Source organism: Streptomyces sp. NBC_00690, assembly GCF_036226685.1.
Taxonomy (GTDB): domain Bacteria; phylum Actinomycetota; class Actinomycetes; order Streptomycetales; family Streptomycetaceae; genus Streptomyces.
Genome location: NZ_CP109009.1, coordinates 1,132,963 through 1,154,267, shown reverse-complemented (window position 1 = coordinate 1,154,267; position 21,305 = coordinate 1,132,963). Strand labels below are relative to the sequence as shown.

General features: G+C 68.2%; 17 protein-coding genes. 10 read left to right on the top strand and 7 right to left on the bottom strand.

All coding sequences use genetic code 11. The features are described from left to right. The first annotated feature begins 390 nt into the window (after positions 1–390). Both OID54_RS05025 and OID54_RS05020 read left to right on the top strand, forming a co-directional pair. Positions 391–3,873 carry a phosphodiester glycosidase family protein gene (locus OID54_RS05025; RefSeq protein ID WP_443055521.1) on the top strand — a complete coding sequence of 1,161 codons (3,483 nt, stop codon included), beginning with the start codon at positions 391–393 and terminating at the stop codon, positions 3,871–3,873. A gap of 213 nt (positions 3,874–4,086) precedes the next feature. Then, positions 4,087–6,189 carry a SpoIIE family protein phosphatase gene (locus OID54_RS05020; protein WP_329027264.1) on the top strand — a complete coding sequence of 701 codons (2,103 nt, stop codon included), beginning with the start codon at positions 4,087–4,089 and terminating at the stop codon, positions 6,187–6,189. An 89-nt stretch (positions 6,190–6,278) separates the two neighbouring features. On the opposite strand, the gene OID54_RS05015 is transcribed toward OID54_RS05020, so the two are convergent. From OID54_RS05015 to OID54_RS05005, 3 genes are all read right to left on the bottom strand, one after another. Then, on the bottom strand, positions 6,279–7,325 hold the full coding sequence (locus tag OID54_RS05015) for an enoyl-CoA hydratase/isomerase family protein (RefSeq protein WP_329014513.1): 1,047 nt from the start codon (positions 7,323–7,325) through the stop codon (positions 6,279–6,281). Between the two features lie 92 nt (positions 7,326–7,417). Beyond that, positions 7,418–8,038: an L-threonylcarbamoyladenylate synthase gene (locus OID54_RS05010; protein WP_329014510.1), complete on the bottom strand. Its 621-nt coding sequence runs from the start codon at positions 8,036–8,038 to the stop codon at positions 7,418–7,420. A 68-nt stretch (positions 8,039–8,106) separates the two neighbouring features. After that, complete coding sequence (locus OID54_RS05005; protein ID WP_329014507.1) at positions 8,107–9,078, bottom strand: LysR family transcriptional regulator; 972 nt, start codon at positions 9,076–9,078, stop codon at positions 8,107–8,109. On the opposite strand from OID54_RS05005, the gene OID54_RS39155 reads away from it, so the two are divergent. The 7 genes from OID54_RS39155 (at position 9,053) to OID54_RS04975 (ending at position 15,613) form a co-directional block, all read left to right on the top strand. Further along, positions 9,053–9,343 carry a putative leader peptide gene (locus OID54_RS39155; RefSeq protein ID WP_443055755.1) on the top strand — a complete coding sequence of 97 codons (291 nt, stop codon included), beginning with the start codon at positions 9,053–9,055 and terminating at the stop codon, positions 9,341–9,343. The two genes, OID54_RS05005 and OID54_RS39155, sit on opposite strands and share 26 nt — an antisense overlap. Positions 9,344–9,512: 169 nt before the next feature. Next, positions 9,513–10,655, top strand: a complete 1,143-nt coding sequence (gene sfnG / locus OID54_RS05000; protein ID WP_329014504.1) for a dimethylsulfone monooxygenase SfnG — start codon at positions 9,513–9,515, stop codon at positions 10,653–10,655. Positions 10,656–10,803: 148 nt separating this feature from the next. Beyond that, the gene (locus OID54_RS04995; protein ID WP_329014501.1) at positions 10,804–12,024 is read left to right on the top strand and encodes an acyl-CoA dehydrogenase family protein; all 1,221 of its coding nucleotides are present in this window, start codon (positions 10,804–10,806) and stop codon (positions 12,022–12,024) included. Between the two features lie 97 nt (positions 12,025–12,121). Beyond that, entirely contained in the window at positions 12,122–12,673 is a 552-nt protein-coding gene (gene ssuE / locus OID54_RS04990) for an NADPH-dependent FMN reductase (protein WP_329014497.1), read from the top strand. A 1-nt stretch (position 12,674) separates the two neighbouring features. Continuing rightward, entirely contained in the window at positions 12,675–13,868 is a 1,194-nt protein-coding gene (locus OID54_RS04985) for an SfnB family sulfur acquisition oxidoreductase (protein WP_329014494.1), read from the top strand. A gap of 24 nt (positions 13,869–13,892) precedes the next feature. After that, entirely contained in the window at positions 13,893–15,062 is a 1,170-nt protein-coding gene (locus OID54_RS04980; RefSeq protein ID WP_329014491.1) for an LLM class flavin-dependent oxidoreductase, read from the top strand. A 380-nt stretch (positions 15,063–15,442) separates the two neighbouring features. Further along, complete coding sequence (locus OID54_RS04975) at positions 15,443–15,613, top strand: hypothetical protein (RefSeq protein WP_329014488.1); 171 nt, start codon at positions 15,443–15,445, stop codon at positions 15,611–15,613. 127 nt (positions 15,614–15,740) lie between these two features. Here the strand turns inward: OID54_RS04975 and OID54_RS04970 are convergent, their stop codons facing one another. From OID54_RS04970 to OID54_RS04960, 3 genes are read right to left on the bottom strand one after another with little or no spacing between them, the layout of a single operon-like run. Then, positions 15,741–17,033 carry an amidohydrolase family protein gene (locus tag OID54_RS04970; protein ID WP_329014486.1) on the bottom strand — a complete coding sequence of 431 codons (1,293 nt, stop codon included), beginning with the start codon at positions 17,031–17,033 and terminating at the stop codon, positions 15,741–15,743. Continuing rightward, complete coding sequence (locus OID54_RS04965; protein ID WP_329014483.1) at positions 17,026–17,640, bottom strand: uracil phosphoribosyltransferase; 615 nt, start codon at positions 17,638–17,640, stop codon at positions 17,026–17,028. Before OID54_RS04965 ends, OID54_RS04970 begins: the two co-directional genes overlap by 8 nt. Next, the gene (locus tag OID54_RS04960) at positions 17,637–18,929 is read right to left on the bottom strand and encodes a 4Fe-4S cluster-binding domain-containing protein (RefSeq protein ID WP_329014480.1); all 1,293 of its coding nucleotides are present in this window, start codon (positions 18,927–18,929) and stop codon (positions 17,637–17,639) included. The genes OID54_RS04965 and OID54_RS04960 overlap by 4 nt, the downstream gene beginning before the upstream one ends. 356 nt (positions 18,930–19,285) lie before the next feature. On the opposite strand from OID54_RS04960, the gene OID54_RS04955 reads away from it, so the two are divergent. Then, a complete protein-coding gene (locus tag OID54_RS04955) occupies positions 19,286–20,458 on the top strand; it encodes an MFS transporter (protein ID WP_329014477.1) in 1,173 nt (390 codons plus the stop codon). A gap of 164 nt (positions 20,459–20,622) precedes the next feature. Here OID54_RS04955 and OID54_RS04950 read toward each other — a convergent pair whose 3' ends face one another. After that, a complete protein-coding gene (locus tag OID54_RS04950; RefSeq protein WP_329014475.1) occupies positions 20,623–21,252 on the bottom strand; it encodes a histidine phosphatase family protein in 630 nt (209 codons plus the stop codon). Positions 21,253–21,305 lie beyond the last annotated feature (53 nt).

Sequence of the window (21,305 nt, the reverse complement as noted above, 5' to 3'; positions counted from 1 at the left end):
CCATGTCCTTCGGGCGAGAGTTCCCAGGCGGGGCGTTTGCTCGCTCAGCCGGGCAAGAGTTCACCCGAACAGGGCAACGGTTGGGCAGGTTCCGGTGATGTCCAACAGCTTCGGCCGAACTCCCCTGGCGCTGACTCGTTGTGCTGTGCGAACACCTGCCGCTCGCCGTGTGCTGCGGTCCACGGCAGCCAGCGCCGAGGGGCTCGACACCAAGGGAAGGGGGGAGCGCCTTGACGAGGTCAGCCGCGACGACGTTTCGCCGGGCTACGGGGGGTACGTCAGTCCCCAGGGCGACCAGCCCCAGGTGCCGGTACAGCTCCCCGAATTGTTGCCGCGCCGCCCTCGGCACCCAAGTCCATGACCTCGAACGGACCGTACCCAGGAGTGGTTATGCGCCCAGGTCGTAGAAGTCCGCGGGCAGCCGCACTCCTCGCCACTCTCACCGCCCTGACGGCGGTCTCCATGCCCGCCTCCACAGCGGATTCCGGCGTCGACCCGCATCCGCAACGGTCCGCCGAAGTCCAACGGCCCATTGCGCCCCCGGCTGCCAGTACCCCCGCAGGGCCCTCCCACGCGGTGAGTGACCCGAGCGGCATCGAGACCGCCCGCACCTCGCGCCCCGTCGCCCCCGGTATCCGGCTCACCTCGTACGACCGGTTCGAACCCGACGGATGGCTCCGGGTGGACGCGCTCGCCGTCGACCTCACCGGCGACATCACGGCGGACTACCTCTCCGCCGACAAGGTCTCCGAGCGCGACACGCTCTCCGGGCTTGCCGCACGCCACGATCCCGGCCCCGGCCGTCGAACCGTTGCCGCCGTCAATGCGGACTTCTTCGACATCACCCAGACCGGGGCTCCGCTGGGGCCGGGCATCCGCAACGGCCGCATCACCCACTCACCCGCACCCGGTGCGCATCGGGCCGTCGGTATCGGGCCCGGGGGAGCGGGGCGCATCCTCCAGCTCTACTTCTCCGGCGCCCTGACACTGCCGTCCGGTCCCCACCCGCTCCACGCCTACAACGCGGCCGACGTACCCACGGACGGCATCGGCGCCTACACCAGCGCCTGGGGTGCAGCGGACCGTGCCCTCACCGTGAACACCGCTGCCACCACCGCCGAAGCACTCGTGTCGGCGGGCCGGGTCGTCTCGGTCACCTCCCGACCGGGAAGCGGGCACCTCCCCCCGGACACCACCGCCCTGGTCGGTCGGGACGCCGGTGCCCGCAAGCTGGCCGCTCTCCGCCCGGGCGACCCCGTGTCCTGGGAGTTCCGACCGCGTACCGATGCCGGACCGGTTCCCCGTACCGCGGTGGGAGGCCGTGAGCTGCTCGTCGTCGACGGTGTGCCGCGGAGCCATGAAGGGCGGCCCAACAACGCACCGGCCCCTCGTACCGCGGTCGGCTTCTCCCGGGACGGTCGTACGCTGCACATCGTCACCGTCGACGGGAGACAGGCCGACAGTGCAGGAGTCACCCTCACTGAACTCGGCCGGATGCTGCGGCGCGCGGGTGCGCATCAGGCGCTCAACCTCGACGGCGGCGGTTCGTCGACCCTCCTCGCCCGCCCCGCGGGCGAGGACATCCTCCAGGTGGAGAACAGCCCGTCGGACGGCAGCGAACGCACCGTCCCCAATGGAATCGCCCTCACCGTGCCCGACGGCAGCGGGTCGTTGCGAGGGTTCCGCCTCCACACCCGCACCCCCGCAGCCTCGGCACCCACTGCGGACCCCATCGCCGGGGGCCACCCCGACCGCGTCTTCCCCGGACTGACCCGACAACTCGACGCAGTGGGGTACGACGAGACGTACGGCCCGGCTGCCGGCACACCCCGTTGGCACTCGTTGCGGCCCACCGTCGGACGGGTCGATGCGGGAGGAGCGTTCCACGCCCGCACCAGTGGTACCGCGGTCGTGCGGGCCGAGCGCGCCGGTGTCCACGGCTCCCTGCCCCTCACCGTCCTCGGTCCACTCGCCCGGATCGAACCCACCATCCATCGGGTCTCCCTCGCCGACGGACGGACCACCGGGAGTTTCGGCCTCGTCGGCTTCGATGCCTCCGGCACCAGCGCGCCCGTCGAACCCAGCGATGTGCGCCTCGACTACGACCGGTCCCGATTCACCGTGCGTCCGAACTCCGAAGGTTCCTTCACGGTGGCCTCACTGACCGGCAGCGGGGCGGGCCGAATCACCGCGACGGTCCGTGACACCACCACCTCCATCGCCGTCAGCGTCGGCCTCACCACCCACCCGGTCGCCGATTTCGACGATGCGGAGCGCTGGACCTTCAGCCACGCACGGGCGGCCGGTGCCCTGTCCGCCGTGCCCGACGGCCACCAGGGCACCGGGCTCGGACTGGACTACGACTTCACACGATCCACGGCGACCCGGGCCGTCTATGCGGCACCCCCGCGCCCGATCGACGTACCCGGTCAGCCGCAGTCCTTCGGCCTCTGGGTCAACGGCGACGGCCAAGGGGCGTGGCCGACCCTGCACCTCAGGGATGCGGCGGGCTCCCATCAACTGCTGCGCGGGCCCTTGGTGACCTGGACCGGTTGGCGGCATCTGACCTTCTCCGTCCCGCAGGGCGTCGCTCACCCACTGACGGTCCATCGCTTCTACCTCGCCGAGACCGCGGCGGCACGCCAGTACCGGGGACGGATCGTCATCGACGGACTCAGCGCACAGGTGCCGCCCGAAGTCGCCCTGCCACCAATGGAGTCGACCGCGGACCCGCTGATTGACACGGCGGCGCTCACCCGGCGCAGGGAGTGGCGGTTCGCCGTGATGTCCGATGCCCAGTTCGTCGCCCGTGAGCCCACCGGCCCCATCGTGCGGCAGGCGAGGCGCACCCTGCGGGAGATCAAGGCGGCACGACCCGACTTTCTGATCATCAACGGGGACCTGGTCGACGAGGGTTCACCGGCGGACCTCGCCTTCGCCCGGAGCGTCCTGACCGACGAGCTCGGCGATGATGTGCCCTGGTACTACGTGCCCGGCAACCACGAGGTCATGGGAGGCCGGATCGACGACTTCATCGCCGCCTTCGGACCCGCCCACCGCACCTTCGACCACCGCGGCACCCGCTTCCTGACCCTGGACACCTCCCGTCTCTCGCTGCGCGGCGGCGGCTTCCCGCAGATCTCGATGGTGCGAGAACAACTGGACGCGGCGGCCCGCAGTTCCCACATCGGATCGCTGGTCATCGTCCAACATGTGCCGCCCCGCGACCCCACACCCCAGCGGGGCAGCCAACTCGGCGACCGCAAGGAGGCAGCACTCCTCGAACGCTGGCTGGCCGAGTTCCGGCGTACGACCGGTAAGGGCGCCGTGCTGATCGGTGGACACGTGGGCGTCTTCCACGCGGATCGGATCGACGCGGTGCCCCATCTCATCAACGGGAACTCCGGCAAGTCACCCGCCGGTCCGGTCGACGCGGGCGGATTCACCGGCTGGTCGCTCATCGGCGTGGACCGGGTGGGCATCCGGGACCGCATCGCCGCGGTGCGACGACCCTGGCTCGGCGGAGCCGACTGGATCTCGGTCCAGACCCGTGCCCACCTCGACTCCCTCGCCGTCGCAGCGCCCGCGACCCTGGTGCCCGGCGAGAGCGGCGAGGTCCGCGCCACGGTGACACAAGGACCGCGCCGGGTACCCGTGGGCTTTCCGATGAGCGCGGACTGGAGCGGCTCACCGGAACTCCACATCGGGGCCGCAAGCCGGGCCCGCGGTCACCACCTGGCGTCCTTCGATCCCGTGACCGGAAGGATCGCCGCTCTACGGCCGGGCAGTCTGACCTTGGCGGTGACGGTGAATACCGTCACGGAACGTGTTCGGATCAGGGTCGACACCTCAGGCACCTCGGTCGGCAGATAGGACGGGACGCCCGGTCCCTGCACCCGTACGCCCGACGCCGTCGGCGCAGGACCGTCCCGACCGAGAGCGGCCGGGCCAGCGGTGACGCCCCCGGTGCTGGGGGCGTTCCGGAGCTTCTCTCACCGTGCGGGAAGCCCTCGTAGCGGGCAGCCTTGGTCATGAGCGCTACGAAGGAGGTGGTGCCCTGTGGCAGGGCCGAGTGCCTCCGCGGCGATGCCCTCCGGCCAGGGTGACGAGGGCTTCCCACCGTTGCTGTCGCTGGCCCTCACCGGGATCCTGGACGACGTACGCGCCCAGTCCGGGGGTCTCTACCTGCTCTCGTCGAGCGGACAGATCCTGGAGATGGTGGCGAAGGAGGGGCTGCCGCGCGACTTCTCCGCCCCCTGGGAGCGCATCCCCCTCTCCTCACCCGTTCCGGTGGCCGTCGCCGTGCGTGAGCAGCAGTTGGTGTGGGTCTCGGGGGAGGAGGAGATGGCCCGCCGCTATCCGCGGATCGCCCTCGTACTGCCCTATCCGTACTGTTTGGCAGCCCTCCCCATCGCCGTCGCCGGCACCATCTACGGCGCGGTCTACCTCACCTGGCCCATGTCCCACGCCCGCGAACTCGCACCGGCGGAGCGTGAGAAGCTCGTCGCCGCCTGCGACCTGCTGGCCCTCAATCTGCAACGAGCCGCCGAGCAGGGCAGCCCCATCCTTCCCGAGGCATTCCTGCCGGAAACCGACACTGCGGCCGTCTCCGCTCCACAGGTCGAAGCCATCCGTACGCTCGCCAGACTGCCCGACGGCATCTGCTCCCTCGACGTGCACGGCCGCATCACCTACGCCAACCCCGCCGCCGCCGATCTCCTCGGCACACCCGCCTCCGGCTTGGTCGGCCAGCATCTGTGGGGCGCCCTGCCCTGGGTCGACGACCCCCTCTTCGAAGACCGCTACCGGGCGGCGATGCTGAGCCAGCGAGAGACCTCCCTCACCGCGCTTCGTCCGCCGCGTACCTGGCTGGCCTTCCGGCTCTATCCGGGCCGTGGCGGCATCACCCTGCGCATCACCCCCGCGACCCGCGAACCCGTTCGGACCGTGGCGGCGGCCGACTCCGCCGCCCCGTCGGTGCGCCTGGTCACCATCTCCCACATCCTCAGCCTGGCGAGCGCCCTGACCGAAGCGGTGGGTGTCGAGGAAGTCATCGAACTGGTGGCCGATGAGATCATGCCCGCGGTCGGCAGCAGTGCCCTCGCAATGTTGGCGGCCGAGAACGGCCGCTTGCGGGTATTGGGACAGCGCGGCTACCAGGACCGCCACCTCGTGGACCGGTTCAACGGCACCCCCCTGACCGCGCGGATACCGGGAACCCAGACCCTCGCCACCGGCATACCCTCCTTCTTCGCCTCCCGGGCAGAACTGGAACGCGCCTATCCCGCGCGCCACGCCACCCCCGACGGCATGTCCGCCTGGGCCTACCTTCCCCTCATCGCCTCCGGGCGCCCGGTGGGCACCTGCGTCCTCGGATATGCGGAGGAGCACCGCTTCTCCCCACACGAACGCGCGGTCCTGACCAGTCTGGGCGGGCTCATCGCCCAAGCCCTGGAGCGCGCGATGCTGTACGACGCCAAACACCGGCTCGCCCACGGCCTCCAAGCCGCCCTGCTGCCGTGTTCCCTGCCCGCCCTGGACGGCCTGGAAGCCGCCTCCCGCTATCTTCCGATCACCCAGGGCATGGACATCGGCGGCGACTTCTTCGACCTCGTCCCCACCGACGGCAAGGCAGCGGCGGTCATCGGTGATGTGCAGGGACACGATGTGACGGCGGCCGGTCTGATGGGGCAGGTGCGCACGGCGGTGCGCGCCTACACCGCGGTCGGCCAACCGCCGGGAAAGGTACTGGAGTCCACCAACCGGCTACTGATCGAACTGGAAGGGGACCTGCTCGCCAGCTGTATCTACGTACATCTGGAGCTTGAGGAGCAGCGCGCCCACATCGCCCGGGCCGGTCATCCGCCACCCCTGCTCCGCGAGCCGGACGGCCGGGTCCGACTGCTGGAACTCGCGGGCGGTCCGCTCCTCGGCGTCGACCCGGCCGGCACCTATCCCGTCACCACGATCCCCCTGTACCCGGGATCGGTCCTGGCGCTCTACACCGATGGGCTCGTCGAACTCCCCGGAATCGACGTCGACACCGCACTCGCCGCACTCGCGGAACGGCTCAGCCGCGGCGGTGGCGACTCCCTCGAAACCCTCGCCCGCGACCTGACGGGACCGGTGGGCAGCACCGGTGAACGCGCGGACGACACCACGCTCCTGTTGCTGCGCCCGCTGTACTGAGGGCCACGCGGTTCGAGCCGGCCCATCCTGCTCCCGTGCGGTGCCCAACGACCGCCGCGGGAGCGCCGACGCCCGGCAGCCCGTTCCGCTCAGGCCGGTGACAGCCCCAACTCCCCTTCTCCGAGCGGGGCGAAGAAGCGTTCGACGTCCGCATCCGTCACACCGTCGAGCGAGGGCGGCAGCCAGCGCGGTGTGCGGTCCTTGTCGATGATCTGGGCCCTCACGCCCTCGATGAGATCGGGCGATGAGTGCGCCGCGCAGGAGACCCGGTACTCCTGGTCCAACACGGCCTCCAGAGTGCTCAGGCCGCGGGCGCGTCGCAGCGCGGCCAGTGTCACCTTCAGCGCTGTGGGCGACCGGGTGAGCAGCACATCGGCGGCGCCCTTCGCGGCCGGATCGCCGTGATCGAGCAGTCGGGTCACGATGCCGTCGACCGTGTCGTGCGCGTAGCAGGCGTCGATCCACTCCCGATGCTCCGCCAGTTCACCCCCGGGAGCGGCCTGCGCATGGCGGGGCAGGACCTCCGCCACATCAGCGGTGGCGAGTTCGGCCGAGAGCTGCGGCAGCCGATCCGACGGTACGTAGTGGTCGGCGAGCCTGCAGAGCAGCGCATCGGCCGCACCGACCGGGCGGCCCGTGAGGGCCAGATGGGTGCCCAGTTCACCGGGCGCCCGGGCCAGGAGGTGCGTACCGCCCACGTCCGGAACGAAACCAATACCGGTCTCGGGCATCGCCACCGTCGACTTCTCGGTGACGACACGCACGTCACCATGGGCGGACACACCGACTCCGCCCCCCATCACCAGCCCGTCCATCAGCGCCACATAGGGCTTGGGGTAGCGGGAGATCCGGGCGTTGAGCCGATACTCGTCGCGCCAGAAGTCGGCCGACGCCCGTCCGCCGGCGACCGCGTCGGCATGGATCGCCCGGATGTCACCGCCCGCACAGAGTCCGCGATCGCCCGCACCGGCGATCACGACCGTGGCGATCGCCCCATCGCCCTCCCAGCGGTCGAGGGCGGCAGCGATGGTGCGCACCATGCCGTGGGTGAGGGCATTCAGGGCCCTGGGCCGGTTGAGCAGGATGTACGCCGCCCGCCCCTCGGTGCGCAGCAACACGGAGTCGTCCTGGACCATCGGCTGCCCTTCCTCTGGAGATGGTTCCCGCCCGCTGCCGCCCGCCCCCGCTGATCTGAGGGGGAGCAGGGCCAGCGGGACGGCCGTCACGTCTACTCGAACCGCGAGGGGTCGCCCGCTCCCCGACGTACGATCTCCGGCTCGCCACCGGAGAAGTCGATCACCGTGGTGGGCTCGGTGCCGCAGTCGCCCGAGTCGACCACCGCATCGACGACGTGGTCGAGGCGCTCCTTGATCTCCCAGCCCTGGGTCAGCGGCTCGTCCTCGTCGGGCAGCAGCAGCGTGCTGGAGAGCAGGGGCTCACCGAGTTCGGCGAGGAGGGCCTGAGCGACGACATGATCGGGAATGCGGACTCCGACCGTCTTCTTCTTGGGGTGCAGCAGTTGGCGCGGTACCTCCTTCGTCGCAGGGAGGATGAAGGTGTACCGACCGGGAGTCGCCGCCTTGATCGAACGGAACACGTCATTGTCGATCTGGACGAACTGACCGAGTTGGGCGAAGTTCTGGCAGACCAAGGTGAAGTGGTGGCGGTCGTCGAGGCGGCGGATCGACCGGATGCGGCTGATTCCGTCACGGCTGCCCAACTGGCTACCGAGCGCGTAGCACGAGTCCGTGGGGTACGCGATGAGCGCGCCGGCCCGGATGCTGTCGGCCACACTGATGATCGTGCGCCGTTGAGGGTTTTCGGGGTGCACATCGAAGTACTTAGCCATTCGGCGAGTCTAAGGGCTTGTCCCGGCATCCCCGCGGGTGCTGATCCACCGCGGATTCGGGACAGCCCTCAGATGATCGCAACAGTGCCGCCGCTGGGAGCGGGCGCCCCACCGGATCGACGCCCACCGAGTGCCTCGTGCGCCGTGTAGTCCGCCGCGCTCCGCACGAACATCGCATGCAGATCCCGAGCGGCCCTCGTGGTGGTGGCGGACAGCGGGCGTTGGATCACCATCAGGACCGCCGGCACATCCCCGGCGATGGGGCGCTGAGTGATGATCCCTGAGCGCTCCAGCGGGTCACCACTGACACTGAAATCGGGCAGCACCGTGGCGCCCAGGCCCTCGGCGACCATGAGCTTGCCCATTTCCGCACCGTCCGTGGAGTACGAGAACGCTGGATTGCGCCCTTCCAGAAGTCGATGGACATACCGGTGCATCACATAGCCGGAACGCATCACGATGAGCGGTTCCCGCAGCAGGTCGTTGACGGAGACCGAGCGCAGCGCCGCGAGCCGGCTGTCGGAGCGCATGCAGACCACGGGGCGTCCACGCAGCAGTTCGGTGGTCTGGAGACCGGGGGGTTTGTCGTCGCCCTGGAGGTAGTTGACGAGCCCGAGGTCGAGGCCGCCCTCCGCGAGTTCCCGGTGGATGTCCACCTGCTGCCCGCCCGTGACCTCGATCTGAGTCTCAGGATGGCTGCTGCGGAACGCCTGGATGGTGGGCACCAGGAGCGGCACGGTGGCCGCGTTGACCGTCCCCAGTCGGATCATGCGCGTGGTGCGGTGCTGATCGTCGGAAGCTCGGCGCAAGGAGTCGACCGCGTCGAGCACACCCATGATGTGGGGCAGGAGCTCACGTCCCGCGGCGCTGATCCTGGCTCCTGAGCGTCGCCGGTCGAGCAGGTCGACACCCAGTTCGCGTTCCAAATTGCGGACCGTTTCGCTCAAGGCCGGTTGGGACACATGGAGCGCCTCGGCCGCGCGGCGCAACGATCCGAATCGGGTGACGGCCGCGATGTATTCGAGCTGCTCGATCCGCATGGGGTGTCATCACCTTTCGGCCCTTTCGAACTCATGTCCGCGCCGGGTCCATTTCGGTGAAAGGGAAACCCTATCACCGGCTCGATTATGCCGAATCGACCCCAAGAAGTCCCAGCGGTACGCTCCATGGCCAGAGAGCTGTCGAGCGTGCGGAAAGGCGGGTGGCACGGCGGTGAAGGAGCTTCGGAGGCTTGCGGGCCTCACGCGTCGCCGTCACGTTGACCTCGTCCGTGTCTCCAGCGCCCTGTGTCCCATCAGGGACTGAATCGCCCGGAGAAATCGGGATCCCCGGCCGTCATCGGGCTGTCATTCCCCAAATTCCCCCACCCTTTTCCTTGTGCCCAGGGCCCCTGATGTAACGAATTCTTCATGAATTCCATCGACGGCCCATGGGTTCGGCAGACTCCATCCCATTCCGCAAACCGGGAGACCCGATGTCCGTCCCGTCCGCCGCCGAACCGCTGCGCTTCGCCTACTGGGTGCCCAACGTCAGTGGTGGCCTGGTCACCAGCACGATCGAACAACGCACCGACTGGGGATACGACTACAACCGGGAACTGGCGGTCCTCGCCGAGAACAGCGGCTTTGACTACGCCCTCAGCCAAGTCCGCTACATGGCGAGCTACGGGGCCGAGTACCAGCATGAATCCACCAGCTTCAGCCTGGCCCTGCTGCTCGCAACCGAGCGGCTCAAGGTCATCGCAGCGGTCCATCCGGGCCTCTGGCACCCGGGTGTGCTGGCGAAACTCGGGGCCACCGCCGATCACCTCTCCCAGGGCCGGTTCGCCGTCAATGTCGTCAGCGGCTGGTTCAAGGACGAGTTCACCGCCCTCGGCGAGCCCTGGTTGGAGCACGACGAGCGCTACCGCAGGTCCGAGGAGTTCATCCGCGCCCTCCGCGCCATCTGGACCGAGGACCACACCGAACTCGCCGGGGACTTCTACCGGATCAGGGACTTCTCGCTGAAGCCCAAGCCCCTGAACACCCCCGAACGGCCACACCCCGAGATCTTCCAAGGGGGCAACTCGACCGCGGCCCGCGCCATGGCCGGGCGGGTCTCCGATTGGTACTTCAGCAACGGCAAGGACTTCGACGGGGTGACGGAGCAACTCGCCGACGTCGGCGCAGCGGCAGCCGCCGCCGGCCGCCGGGTGCGGTTCGGACTCAACGGATTCCTCATCGCCCGGGACACCGAAGCCGAAGCGCGCGAGGTACTGCGGGAGATCGTCGCGAAGGCGGACACCGAGGCGGTGCACGGCTTCGGCGCAGCGGTCCGGCAGGCCGGACGGTCGGCCGCCGACGGCAAGGGCATGTGGCAGGACTCGTCGTTCGAAGACCTCGTCCAGTACAACGACGGCTTCAGGACCGGCCTGATCGGTACGCCCGAGCAGATAGCCGAACGCATCGTGGCGTACAAGAGGATCGGTGTGGATCTCCTCCTGTTGGGCTTCCTGCACTACTTGGAGGAGGTCGAGTACTTCGGCAAACGGGTGCTCCCCCTCGTCCGCGAACTGGAAGCCCAACTCCCCCACACCGAAACCGCAGCGGCCACCGTGCCGACTGCCGCCCCGGTGTGAGCCCCTGACCCAGGCCCTGACCCCGACCGCCGGTCCATCCGTCGTCTTCTGATCCTGCTCGACTACGTCAGCGCCCTCAGTTTCCGTCAGCCTTCCTCAGATTCCGTCAGATCTCGTGAGAGAACATCAAGACCAGGGAGAACCCCGTATGAGCACCACCGCATCCACCGACTGGACGGCACTTCCCGTCCCCACCGACGCATCCGGTTGGATCGCGCGGGCAGCCGAGGTGAGCGCGGTCCTCGCCGTCGACGCCGCAGCCCGGGACAAGGCCGGGGACACTCCGTACGCCGAAGTCCAACTGCTCAAGGACTCCGGACTCGTGACGCTCCTGGGCCCCGTGGCCCACGGTGGCGGCGGGCAGAACTGGACCACCGCGTACCGGGTGGTGCGTGAAGTGTCCAAGGCCGACGGCTCGATCGGTCAACTGCTCGGCTACCACTACCTGTGGAACTGGGCCGCCCGGCTCGTCGGCACCTCCGAGCAGTGGCAGCAAGTGGAAGCCCAAGCGGCGGAACACCGCTGGTTCTTCGGCGGCGCGGTCAACCCGCGCGACAACGACGTGGTGGTACGGGAGGAGGGCGGCGACACCCTCGTCTTCACCGGTCGCAAGTCCTTCTCGACCGGCAGCAAGATCTCCGACGTCACGGTACTTGAAGGGGTGTTGGAGGGCACCGACCAGCACATCTTCGCCATTGTCCCCTCCGACAGCGAAGGTCTCACCTTCCACGACGACTGGGACAACATCGGCCAGCGGCTCACCGAGAGCGGAAGCGTCACCATCGACGGCGTACGAGTGCCCTGGGCCGCGGCAGCCGGATACACCGACAAGAAGTTCACACCGCGGGTCTACAACACGCTCAACGTTCCTACCATCCAACTCGTCTTCATCAACTTCTACCTCGGCATCGCCGCAGGAGCCCTGGAGACCGCCGCCACCTACACCCGCACCAAGACCCGCCCCTGGCTCCACGGTGGCCAGGAGCAAGCCGTGGACGAGCCGTACGTCATCGACGTCTACGGCGACCTGACCGCCAAGCTCTGGCAGGCCGAGGCATTCGCGGATCGGGTGGCCGAGGAGGGGGAGCGGCTCCACGCCGACCCCGATGCCATCACCCCGCGCGACCGCGGCGCGTTCGAGGTTCGGGTGGCCGCCGCGAAGGCCGTCTCCACGGACGTGGCGCTGGAGATCACCAGCCGGATCTTCGAAGTCACCGGAGCCCGCTCCACGGCCAGCGGAGAGGGTCTCGACCGCTTCTGGCGCAACGTCCGCACCCATACGCTGCACGACCCCGTGGCCTACAAGCGGCGCGAGGTCGGTCGCCATGTGCTGACCGGTGAACTGCCCGAACCCACCTGGTACTCCTGACGCCGCCCCGCCCGTCATAGTCCCCGCGTCGTTCCGTTCCGTTCCGCCGGTGCTACCGCATCGGCGGAACGGAACCGCCACCCGAGGTGAGACCCACATGGCCACGATCCTCTCCGTCTCCGGTAGTCCGTCCCACACCTCCCGCACCGCCCGACTGCTGCGCCACCTCGACGGACGGCTCGCCGCCCAGGGCCATCGGGTGCACCCTCTCGACGTGCGGAGCCTGCCCGCCGACGCACTCCTCACGGCCGACTTCGCCCACCCTGCAATCGTCGAAGTCCAACGGCTCTTCCAGGAGGCCGATGCCGTCGTCGTGGGAACGCCGGTGTACAAGGCCGCGTACTCGGGCCTGCTGAAGGCGCTGTTGGACCTGCTGCCCCAGTACGCACTCGAAGGGAAGACCGTGCTTCCGCTCGCCACGGGCGGCTCGATCGCCCATGTACTGGCCATCGACTACGCCCTGCGGCCGGTGCTCTCGGCGATGGGGGCCGCACACGTCGTCCAGGGCTGGTTCGTCCTCGACCGGCACATCACCCTGTTGGAAGCGGGAGGGATCACCGTGGACCCCGCGGCGGGCGACGCCCTGGAACGAGTGGTCGACCGGTTCTCGCAACTGCTGAGCGCCGGACCCGTCCCCCTGGCGGCCTGAGATGGCAATACGAGTGATCGACGACGACCAGGAGGCACTGGCGGTCGCGGCCGGATTGGCCGTCGAGTTCCGAGCCGAAGCTGCGGCGCGCGACGCCGATCGCATCCTGCCCCGAGCGGAGGTCGACCGGCTGTCAGCGTCCGGACTGCTGGGAATCACCGTGCCTGCCGCGCACGGCGGAGCCGATGTCAGCGCCCGCACCCTCGCGGAGGTCTTCCGCCGTCTCGCGTCGGCGGACCCGAGCCTGGCGCAGATCCCCCAGAGCCACTTCGTGTACGTCAACGTGCTGCGACGCCAGGGCACCGCGGCGCAGCAGAAGTTCTTCTTCGGCGAAGTGCTCGCCGGACGACGGTTCGGCAACGCCCAATCGGAACGGAACACCCGACACGTCCAGGACATCCGTACCCGACTCTCCCCCCGCGCCGACGGCACCCAACTGTTGAACGGCGAGAAGCACTACTGCACGGGCGCGTTGTTCGCCGACTGGATCCCGGTTCTGGCGCGGGCGGAGAACGACGCCCTGCAGGTGGCGTACGTGCCCAGCGGCGCACCCGGAGTCACCGTCGTGGACGACTGGGACGGCATGGGCCAGCGCACCACCGCCAGTGGCACCGTGCGGTTGGTGGACGTGGTCGTCGACGCCGAGCGGATCGTTCCCCATCACCTCACCTTCGAAGGCCCGCAACTGCACGGGGCCGTTGCCCAACTGCTGCACGCGGCCATAGACGCCGGCATCACGACCGGAGCGCTCGCCGAAGCCGCGGCCTTCGTCCACGCCAAGAGCCGCCCCTGGTTCGAGAGCGTCGCGGAGGGCTACGAGAAGGCCGTCGACGACCCACTCCTGATCCAGCGCTTCGGTGAACTCGACATCCAACGGCGGGCATCAGATGCACTCCTCGCCGTGGCGTCCGACACCGTGGACGCGGCCACCCGCGAACTGACGGATGAAACGGCCGCCCACGCATCGATCGCGGTGGCGGCGGCGAAGGTGCACGCGGCACGAACCGCGGTTGAGGCGAGCAGTGCCCTCTTCGAGGTCGCGGGGACCCGCGCGGCACTGGCGCCCCTGAATCTGCATCGGTACTGGCGGGACGCGCGCACCCACACATTGCACGACCCGGCGCGCTGGAAGGTCCAGCACATAGGCCGCCATGCGTTGAGTGGCGTCCGGCCTCCCCGGCACGGTCTGCTCTGACCCCATCACGTTCTGGAGAGTCCCGTGAACCTCACCTTCCACTGGTTCCTGCCCACCTACGGGGACAGCCGCCATGTCATCGGCGGCGGTCACGGGGTGCCCGCGGGCACGGCAGGAGCCGCGGGTGGACAGCGCCCCGCCGACCTCGGCTACCTCACCCAGATCAGCCGCGCGGCCGAGCAACTCGGCTTCGAAGGTGCACTCACACCCACCGGCGCATGGTGCGAGGACGCCTGGCTGACCACCGCCATGCTGGCGCGGGAGACGGAGCGGTTGAAGTTCCTCGTGGCCTTCCGACCGGGCTTCGTCTCACCCACGCTCGCGGCGCAGATGGCCACCACCTTCCAACGCCATGCCCCGGGGCGGCTGTTGCTCAATGTGGTGACGGGAGGCGAAAGCCATGAACAGCGCGCGTACGGAGACTTCCTGGACAAGTCCGAGCGCTATGCGCGGACGGGCGAGTTCCTCCACATCGTGCGGGCGCTGTGGCGGGGGGAGACGGTGACCCTGGACGGCAGGCACCTCCGGGTGGAGGGCGCCCGGCTGGGCCGTCTTCCCGATCCCGTGCCCCGGGTGTACTTCGGTGGTTCGTCCGACGAGGCGGGCGCAGTCGCCGCACGGCACAGCGATGTCTATCTGACGTGGGGTGAACCACCGGCCCAGGTGGCGGAGAAGATTGCGTGGATACGCGGTCTCGCCGCCGAGCAGGGCCGTACCGTCCGCTTCGGCATCCGCCTCCATGTGATCACCAGGGACACGTCCGACCAGGCGTGGGCCGAGACACGACGGCTCCTGGACGGGTTCTCGCCCGAGGCCGTTCGCATGGTGCAGGAGGGATTGGCCCGCAGCGAGTCCGAAGGCCAGCGCCGCATGCTGGCCCTCCACGGTGGCTCCACGGACGGGCTGGAGATCTCCCCCAACCTCTGGGCCGGGATCGGATTGGTCCGTGGCGGCGCAGGCACCGCACTCGTGGGGAACCACCGCGAGGTCGCCGAACGCATCGTGGAGTACCACCGGCTGGGGATCGACGAGTTCATCATGTCCGGTCACCCCCACGTGGAGGAGGCGTACTGGTTCGGCGAAGGCGTGTTGCCCCGGCTCGCCGAAGCAGGGCTGTGGACACATCCGACCGAAGGGGCGGCGAAGAACGGACGCACCGTCTCCGTGCCCTTCGCCGGACAGCTCGGACGGTGAAGCCTCCCGCTGGGCGACGTTGGACCTACAGCATGTGCCCGATGGGTTCTTCGCACCAGAGTCCCGGCGCATTCGCCTTTCCGGGGAACAGAATTCTTCGTACCGGGCACATCACACACTGAAGGGACCCAACTACACAGCGGTGTGAATCGGTGCCCGGGCATACCTTCGCCCAACTCATCGCACGCCGTGTTTCTCCTGCTCACACGGCCTGTGCGGCGTCGCCACCGTGCCTTTGCAGCCGCGCGAGCAACGCGCGATGCACCCGTGCACACCTTCGGGCGCACCAGCCGTGGTGACAATGAATCCGCGAATTCCACCACCACGGCCCGAGTTGGACGCTACGGTGACGCACCCGCCCCCACTTGCCAGAGGTCCCCATGCGAAGACCACTTCTGACCACCCTCGGCATCATCCTCATCGCACTGTCCGTCTGGGCCATCGCCTCCGCCACCAAGTTCCAGGACGGCCCGGCACTCATCGTGGACGTCCTCATCGCCTCCGCCCTCGCCGCCGCAGCCTGGCTCAGCCTCAGTTCCGCCACCCGCTAGCGCCCCCGTCCCGTCCCCGACGACTCGACTCCAAGACGGCCGCCGACAACGGTGTGGCCGCTTCCCCCCCCCACGAGCGAACTGGCGCATGTGTCTGAAGATTTCCACCGTTCGGCCGGTACCTCGGTCACCGTGGGTGTGAGGTCCCGGCCGGACGGTCCGTCGACGGAGTCCACTTCGGGTTCGGAGTGGTGAAGTACCGTTCGTGTCGGGTACGGCAGACCAGTCGACCCCGGTGGAAGACGGCCCGATCCGCGCGGGCGTCCGCCAGAGCTCCTTCCACCGTGCTCGCCCTCACGGCCAACAGCTCAGCCGGCGAACCGGGTTCAACAGCACCACTCTCCAGACCCATGGCCCTGCGCGCCGCGCCACTCACCGCCTCATAGGCGGCACGGGGCGATAGATGCCCCGCGAGCACCAACAACGACGCGGCTTCCATCGGGTCGAATCGGCCCAGAGGGTTGAACGGGTCCCGTGCATTGTCCCCGCCTGCCGCCACGGTGACCCCGGCAGCGCGTAGTTGGGCGATCGCGGTGAGCCCCCTCGGTACGGGTGGTGGGTGTGCCCGGGCCTGGAGATAGAGGTTCGTCGCAGGGCAGGTCACGACCGCGATGCCGGCCCGGGCGACCTGGGCGGCCGTACGCTCCACGACATCGGGCCGTTGGGTGCCCAGGCTCACACAGTGGCTTGCGCTCACCCGGTACGGGAATCCGCTTCGCAACACCCACTCGGCGAGTGCGCCAAGGGTGTGGGAATCAGAGTCGAGCGTCTCGTCGATATGGAGATCGACCGGCTTGCGGCAGTCGAACGCCGTCTCCATCAAGATGTCGAGACACGCGGACGGATCCTCATCGCGGTAGGGAGCGCCACCCACCGCGTCGGCGCCCTGCGCGAGGGCGTCCACCAGGAGTGCACGGTTGTCGGCGCCGGCAACTCCGCGGAGGGGAAAGTCCACGAAGGCGACGATCTGAAGGTCCAACTGCCCCAGCAGGAGTCGACGCACCTCCTGGAGAGCCTCGACGAAGACGAGTCCGGTCTCCGTTCCCACGTCCACGTGGGAACGGATCGCCGTGGCACCGCTGGCCAACAACTCCTTCGCCGCGCGCAGGGCACGATCGCGTACATCCGTCGGCGAGATCGACTGCCGGGCCGCGTACCACGCTGTCACTGCCGTATCGAGGCCCCTCGGCCCCCGGTCGATGTCCACTCCCCCCAGGAGGACCTTGTCGAAGTGACAGTGTGGTTCGGCGGGAGCGGGCAGCAGGAGGTGCCCGGAGAGATCGATCACTTCACCGATGGGATCCTGTGCCCCGGTTGCGGTGACCGCCTGGATGCGTCCGGCCCCGAGGTGCACATCGGCCGTTGAGCCGTCGAGGAGTCGGACGTTCGCCAACAACAGTGGTCGGTCGGCTTCATCCATCACTGTTCGGCCCGTCGGCCCCGGACCTTCCGGCACCGCCGCTGAACAGATCACCCGCGTCAAGTCTGCCCATGTCGGGTGTCACCACCGGGCCGTGCAGTTCCTCGTAGAGACTGAAGCCCAGGAGGTTGATGCCCGCGAGATGGAGTCGCTCCGTCGCCACGGCGGCGCTGTTGATCACCGCGGCCAGTTCAGGACCGGTGTGGCACCGGGCGGACACCAATTCGCCCACCGCGAGCAGTGTGCCACCGGTGGCGGCAATGCAGTCGATGTAGATCGTGGCCTGGTAGGAGTCCCGTGGGATGTCGGTGAGGTACTCGTGCTCGACGGTGTTCCCGTCGGGCGACCGCCGCATGCCGACCATGCAGAAGTCGGCGTGTGGAAAGGCTGCGGCGAATCCGGGATACATCAGCGCGCCGCCCCTGAGGACCACCACGCAGAGCACGTCGTCCAGCGGGCCGAGCTCGCCATGGACGATGTCCGCGGTCCGCGGACCCAACACATGGCCCAACTCGATGATTCCCTGCCGCACATCGAAGGGGTCGGTGGCTTCTTGGAGTCGGGCGACGCGCTTCTCGGCGCCGGAGATCTCCGTGGGAAGGGTCATCGCGCCGCGCCGCCCGTCCGGACGATGTCACGACAGATTCTCGCCATGTCGATGCTCGGATCGCTCAACAGTTCGGCCAATGGATGCTCCGGGTCGACGGTCGCACGCCCGCGGGTCAACAGATCCTGAGTGGCGATCAGGGTGGCTGCGAGGCGTACGTCGTCGGGGGCCAGGAGATCGTCCACCAGAGCAGCGGAATCATTCTTGTCCAGGGCGGCGGAATGGGTTTTGGGATCCAGATCCATCACGAGATCGGAAAGCGCCCAAATTCCTTCGTCCACGAGGAGATGTGTGAGCGGATCTTCAAAGAAATAGGCCACTGCTTCGGCGAAGTTCTGCTCACCCAGCAGCAGTTTTCGATCCGGTGCGGTTCCGCAGAAGATCCAGAACGTGCCATCGGAGTTGAGGGTGACAGCGAGCCCCGAAGTGGCCGTGTAGTCACCCCGAATTGCATCGTTGACGGCGGTGGCCAGGGAGAGGTTGCCGGGCTGCTTCTCGAACGGTCCGTAGTACTCCCGGAGTGTTTTGCTGGCTCCTCGATGATCCTCTGCGAGGTGAAGCGCCTTTCCGCTGCGGCGAAAGACATTGAAGGTGATGGGGACCGACCCTCCGGAAGGGAGTAGGAGGGTTCGGTTCCAGTCGTCGACCTCATGGAGCTCCGCGCCCAGCTCATCGGCGATCATCCGATCCACGATGCCCATGTCCGGTTGGATGCTTCGCAATCCGGCGGCGAACCGGGGTGCGGTTTCCGACCAGCACCGCAGCACATTTCCATAGTGCTCGATCCGGACGGGGCGGGGTGCGTTGAGGTGGTAGCGGTCGATGCTCAGTCGCAGCAGTAGTTCCGGGTTCACGGGATTACGGGCCCTAGCCGCGTCCAGCTGACCCATGATGCGCGCCGTGCGCTTGGGGGTGGTGGCCCAGTGGCCGGCGGTGACGATCTCGATCCTGGGGACGTCAACGGTCTCCAGCAGCCTCAATATGCTGGAGAGCTTGAGGAAGGGCTCTCCGCCACCGGTGATGTTGAGCTTCTGCGAAGACGATTCCGAGATGAAGCGTATGGCTCCTTCCAGTTCACTTCTGGAGAGGGCCACCTTCTCGGACTTCCGCTCCAGGTCCGACGAGTACATGCAGTGCTCGCAGGCCACGGGGCACAACTCGCTCACATGGATGAAGAAGCTCGATCCGCGTGCAGGTAGGGATTCCAGTCGATGGTGAAAGGACCGGATGATCCTCTCGCGAGCTGGCACCGGATCGGCGAATGCTTCCAGAACGTGCGGATAGTGCAACCTTGCCTCCTCATCAGGGAATGCCAGAAGTGAACTCCGGTCAGGGAATCCACTTCTTCCGTGCAAGATTTTTTCTGCAAGATCCACTATTTGGCTCAACTGTCAGCTTCCTGCTTCGCCTATCTGCCGTCAAGGACCCGGAACGGTTGACGTCGGGTTGGCCTGAATGAGCGTGTCGGATCAGATCGATTTCCTGCCCCCGGGTGATCGGCCGTGATTTCCCTGAGATGCTGTGGGCCGTTCGGGGTATCTCGCGGCGAAGTCCGGGTCAGACATGGCGATGCCCGATAGGCTGAAGCCTTGTGTGTCGTGCCTCCTGGTAATTGCAGCCGGCATTTGGGAGGGAGTGCTTCCGGATGTCGGAACGCACATCGGTATCGGTGGTCCTGATCGCCGGGGTACTGGCAGCGGTCTCGCTGGGGAAGTTCTCCCCCTTCCTCGATGAAGTGCGCGACGGCTTCGGCCTCTCGTTGACCGCTGCCGGATGGCTGACCTCCAGCATCACCGTGGTGGCCGCCGCAGCCGCCACCACGGTGGGGCGGTGGTCAGGCGCGGAGCGGTCCCGGCCGGTGCTTGGCTGGGGACTGGTCGCCATCGGACTGAGCGGGCTGTTCACGTCGGTGCTCGTGGAAGTGGCCTGGCAGCTCTACGCCCTGCGTCTGGTGGAAGCCGTCGGCTATGTGGCGGTCATGGTGGCGGGGCCCAGTCTGCTGGTCCAGGTGAAGGACCATGTCGTACGCAAATGGGCACTGGCGCTATGGGGGATGTGCATTCCGGCCGGGCTTGCCACCGCCGCCGCGGTGGGGGGCCTCCTCTCCGACGCGGGCTGGCGGGTGTGGCTCGTGGCGCCGGCACTGGCCTCGCTCCTGTTGGGCCTGTTGGTGCCCTGGACGGTGGCGCCGTGGAGTGCTGGATCGCCAGCGGACGACGATTCGGCTCAGGTGTCTCCGCCCGGGCGTTCCGGAGGGGCCGTGTGGCTGTTGGCCTCCGGCTTCGCCCTTGTCACCATGGTCGGCTTGGCGGTGGTGACGATGCTCCCCGTGTTCCTGTCCACCGAGAAGGGGCTTTCACAAGGCCGGGCCGGCGCTCTCACCTCGGTCGTCGCGGCCTCCAGCATCCTGGGCAGCGTGGCCGCGGGGTATCTGGTGCAACGCGGTGTCCGCTCGGTGTCCCTGTTCACCTCGGCGCTGTCGATGCCGTTTCTGGGCGCCGGGGTCTTCCTCGCGCCGGCCTGGTCCGCATCCTTCGTCGCAGCGGCACTCCTCATGGTCGTCAACGGCATCGTCGTTGCCGCGGTGTTCTCCGCACTCCCCGCGGTGTCAGGGGTTGCAGGGGCCGCCCGGGCGGCGGGCACGGTCACCCAAGTAGGCAGCCTGGGAACGCTGTTGGGACCGCCCGTGTTCGGCGCAGCACAGGAACTCATCGGCTGGTGGGCGGCCGTACCGCTGGTGATGGCCGTCGCACTGGCAGGAGTGGTGGCCCTGTCGACGGCCGTCAGACGAGGCGCACCGGCCACCTCGGAAGTCTGAGGGGGCACAGCCTGCACCTGGCCATCCGATGCAGGCTGATGCCGAACCCGGCCCATGGCAGACCCCTCGTATGACCGGTTATGTACGACGGCTCGTACCTACCGCCCGTGTGGTGGAGGACTGCTGGACTCCCTTGCACCGGGGAGGGCGGGAGCCCATCCGTCTCACTCGGGGAGATGACGGGTGTCACCGAGGCTGACGACCTGACGGTTGTGGAAGAAGTCGTCCTCCCGCAGGGTGGTGATGCTCCCCGACGGCGCCCGGAAGTTCGCATAGCCCAGGGACTCGATCGGCATCCCGATCCACCAGGCCACGATGAACGTCAGAGCGAACCCATGGGTCACCACGATCTGGTGTTCGTAGGGGTGCTTGAGGATGTCGTTCATGACGGCGTAGACACGCTCCGCGAAGGCCCCCTTGGTCTCCGCTCCCGCCACGCCCTCATCGTGCCCCAGCCGATCGCCGACGGCCGGTGGGGTGATGAAGCGCTGGTCGAGCCATTCCTGTGGTTTTCCCTCCGCCTCGCCGTACGACTTCTCCCTCAAACGGCGATCGAGGACCGGCTTGACGTCGAACACATCGGCGATCTTCTGGGCCGTTTGGACCGTCCGCTGGAGGTCCGAGGAGATCAGTTCGATCTTGGACTCCTCGGGAACCGTCGACCGCAGCGCCCGGGCGACGGCGGCAGCGGTGCGCCGTCCGTCGGGAGTGAGGTCGGAGTCATGCCACCCGCCGACGACCCGTTCGACGTGGTGCGTCGCCTCCGGATGCGTGACGACGTAGAGCGTGCGCACGAGTGGGTGCCCTTCTGTTGATGAGTTCGGACCGGGGCAGGCCGTATCTGGCG

What these genes read in the sequence shown, in the direction of transcription:
- OID54_RS04995 (WP_329014501.1), top strand. Translation starts at nt 10,804, where the DNA reads ATGAGCACCACCGCATCCACCGACTGGACGGCACTTCCCGTCCCCACC.
- ssuE (WP_329014497.1), top strand. Translation starts at nt 12,122, where the DNA reads ATGGCCACGATCCTCTCCGTCTCCGGTAGTCCGTCCCACACCTCCCGC.
- OID54_RS05015 (WP_329014513.1), bottom strand. Translation starts at nt 7,325, where the DNA reads ATGGTCCAGGACGACTCCGTGTTGCTGCGCACCGAGGGGCGGGCGGCG.
- OID54_RS04955 (WP_329014477.1), top strand. Translation starts at nt 19,286, where the DNA reads ATGTCGGAACGCACATCGGTATCGGTGGTCCTGATCGCCGGGGTACTG.
- OID54_RS05010 (WP_329014510.1), bottom strand. Translation starts at nt 8,038, where the DNA reads ATGGCTAAGTACTTCGATGTGCACCCCGAAAACCCTCAACGGCGCACG.
- OID54_RS04975 (WP_329014488.1), top strand. Translation starts at nt 15,443, where the DNA reads ATGCGAAGACCACTTCTGACCACCCTCGGCATCATCCTCATCGCACTG.
- OID54_RS39155 (WP_443055755.1), top strand. Translation starts at nt 9,053, where the DNA reads ATGTATTCGAGCTGCTCGATCCGCATGGGGTGTCATCACCTTTCGGCC.
- OID54_RS04985 (WP_329014494.1), top strand. Translation starts at nt 12,675, where the DNA reads ATGGCAATACGAGTGATCGACGACGACCAGGAGGCACTGGCGGTCGCG.
- OID54_RS04970 (WP_329014486.1), bottom strand. Translation starts at nt 17,033, where the DNA reads ATGGATGAAGCCGACCGACCACTGTTGTTGGCGAACGTCCGACTCCTC.
- sfnG (WP_329014504.1), top strand. Translation starts at nt 9,513, where the DNA reads ATGTCCGTCCCGTCCGCCGCCGAACCGCTGCGCTTCGCCTACTGGGTG.
- OID54_RS05020 (WP_329027264.1), top strand. Translation starts at nt 4,087, where the DNA reads ATGCCCTCCGGCCAGGGTGACGAGGGCTTCCCACCGTTGCTGTCGCTG.
- OID54_RS05005 (WP_329014507.1), bottom strand. Translation starts at nt 9,078, where the DNA reads ATGCGGATCGAGCAGCTCGAATACATCGCGGCCGTCACCCGATTCGGA.
- OID54_RS04965 (WP_329014483.1), bottom strand. Translation starts at nt 17,640, where the DNA reads ATGACCCTTCCCACGGAGATCTCCGGCGCCGAGAAGCGCGTCGCCCGA.
- OID54_RS05025 (WP_443055521.1), top strand. Translation starts at nt 391, where the DNA reads ATGCGCCCAGGTCGTAGAAGTCCGCGGGCAGCCGCACTCCTCGCCACT.